2 tRNA genes and 1 rRNA gene are annotated in these 2,620 nt (G+C 46.5%); all 3 read right to left on the reverse strand.

Annotated elements, in window-relative coordinates:
* A 23S ribosomal RNA gene (locus tag J5X91_RS17885) occupies positions 1 to 1,948 on the reverse strand; the annotation flags it as partial.
* 306 nt (positions 1,949 to 2,254) lie between these two features.
* A tRNA-Ala gene (locus J5X91_RS17890) sits at positions 2,255 to 2,330 on the reverse strand.
* Between the two features lie 111 nt (positions 2,331 to 2,441).
* Positions 2,442 to 2,518, reverse strand: a tRNA-Ile gene (locus J5X91_RS17895).
* Positions 2,519 to 2,620 lie beyond the last annotated feature (102 nt).

Consider the following 2,620-nt stretch of genomic DNA (forward strand, 5'->3'; position numbering starts at 1 on the left):
CAGGTCGGAACTTACCCGACAAGGAATTTCGCTACCTTAGGACCGTTATAGTTACGGCCGCCGTTTACCGGGGCTTCGATCAAGAGCTTCTCCCTAAGGATAACCCCATCAATTAACCTTCCGGCACCGGGCAGGTGTCACACCGTATACGTCATCTTGCGATTTTGCACAGTGCTGTGTTTTTAATAAACAGTCCCAGCCACCTGGTCACTGCGGCTCCCGTCCGCTTAGAGAGCAAGTCTCATCACAGATAGGAGCGTACCTTCTCCCGAAGTTACGGTACGATTTTGCCTAGTTCCTTCACCCGAGTTCTCTCAAGCGCCTTAGTATTCTCTACCTGACCACCTGTGTCGGTTTGGGGTACGATTCCATATAATCTGAAGCTTAGAGGCTTTTCCTGGAAGTATGGCATCAGCAACTTCATCACCTTAGTGACTCGTCTCGTGTCTCAGGTTTAGTGTTCGTCCGGATTTACCTAAACAAACGCCCTACTCACTTTCACATGGACTACCAACGCCATGCTTGCTTAGCCTGCTCCGTCCCCCCATCGCAATTATATCGAGTACAGAAATATTAATCTGTTTCCCATCGACTACGCCTTTCGGCCTCGCCTTAGGGGTCGACTTACCCTACCCTGATTAACATGGGATAGGAACCCTTGGTCTTCCGGCGTGGGAGTTTTTCACTCCCATTATCGTTACTCATGTCAGCATTCGCACTTCTGATACCTCCAGCATACCTCCCGGTACACCTTCAACGGCTTACAGAACGCTCCCCTACCACTCATCCTAAGATGAATCCGCAGCTTCGGTGCATAGTTTAGCCCCGTTACATCTTCCGCGCAGACCGACTCGACCAGTGAGCTATTACGCTTTCTTTAAAGGATGGCTGCTTCTAAGCCAACCTCCTGGCTGTCTGGGCCTTTCCACATCGTTTCCCACTTAACTATGACTTTGGGACCTTAGCTGGCGGTCTGGGTTGTTTCCCTCTTCACGACGGACGTTAGCACCCGCCGTGTGTCTCCCGGATATTACTTTACGGTATTCGGAGTTTGCAAAGGGTTGGTAAGTCGGGATGACCCCCTAGCCTTAACAGTGCTCTACCCCCGTAAGTATTCGTCCGAGGCTCTACCTAAATAGATTTCGGGGAGAACCAGCTATCTCCCGGTTTGATTAGCCTTTCACTCCTAACCACAAGTCATCCCCTAACTTTTCAACGTTAGTGGGTTCGGTCCTCCAGTTGATGTTACTCAACCTTCAACCTGCTCATGGCTAGATCACCGGGTTTCGGGTCTATACCTTGCAACTATTCGCCCAGTTAAGACTCGGTTTCCCTACGGCTACCCTAATCGGTTAACCTCGCTACAAAATATAAGTCGCTGACCCATTATACAAAAGGTACGCAGTCACCCAACAAGTGGGCTCCTACTGCTTGTACGTACACGGTTTCAGGTTCTATTTCACTCCCCTCACAGGGGTTCTTTTCGCCTTTCCCTCACGGTACTGGTTCACTATCGGTCAGTTGGGAGTATTTAGCCTTAGATGATGGTCCACCTATATTCAGTCAAAGTTTCACGTGCTCCGACCTACTCGATTTCACTTAAAATGTCTTTTCATGTACGGGACTATCACCCTGTATCGTGGCGCTTTCCAGCAGCCTTCCATTAACACATAATAAGCTTAAGGGCTGTTCCGATTTCGCTCGCCGCTACTTTCGGAATCTCGGTTGATTTCTTTTCCTACGGGTACTTAGATGTTTCAGTTCTCCGCGTTCGCCTCGTTAACCTATGTATTCAGTTAACGATACCTGCAAGCAGGTGGGTTTCCCCATTCGGAAATCCTAGTCTCAAGTGCTTTTTACTAGCTTGACTAGGCTTATCGCAAGTTAATACGTCCTTCATCGCCTCCAACTGCCAAGGCATCCACCGTGTACGCTTAGTCACTTAACCATACAACCCAAACGGGTCTTTGTTGTGTGACAGTTTAACTTCGCCAGAAGTCAATATTGAATACTAAAGTAGATACCAATCAATCAACTCAAAGAGTTAACTAAATGGCACTGAATGGTACTGCTACCATTCTTTTTTTACTTTTGAAAACTCTTGATAAATAACAATGTTATTCATCAGAATTTTATTATCAGCTTTTCCAAATTTTTAAAGAGCAAGAGAAATAAAAACTTCTCAAAATTAAACACACTTCATTCTCAGGTCGTTTATGACCCGATAAAGAATATTTATTTTTAAGAAGTAAAGTGGTGGAGCTAAGCAGGATCGAACTGCTGACCTCCTGCGTGCAAGGCAGGCGCTCTCCCAGCTGAGCTATAGCCCCACATATGCTGGTCTTACTGTTTGTATACCGACTTCTATTTGAGACAAGGCGTAAGTAGAGGACGTTTAGATAACTAAACGACGAAACTTACAACGAAGTATCAAGAAGAAGTGGTGGGTCTGAGTAGATTTGAACTACCGACCTCACCCTTATCAGGGGTGCGCTCTAACCAGCTGAGCTACAGACCCAAACAATAAGTGTTGTTCTCTTTACAATTAACAATCATCTGTGTGGACACTACGAACAAATAAGTTCTAAATCGTATAAGGAGGTGATCCAGCCCCAGGTTC

Source organism: Pseudoalteromonas sp. K222D, from assembly GCF_017653575.1.
In the GTDB taxonomy this organism is placed as follows: domain Bacteria; phylum Pseudomonadota; class Gammaproteobacteria; order Enterobacterales; family Alteromonadaceae; genus Pseudoalteromonas; species Pseudoalteromonas nigrifaciens.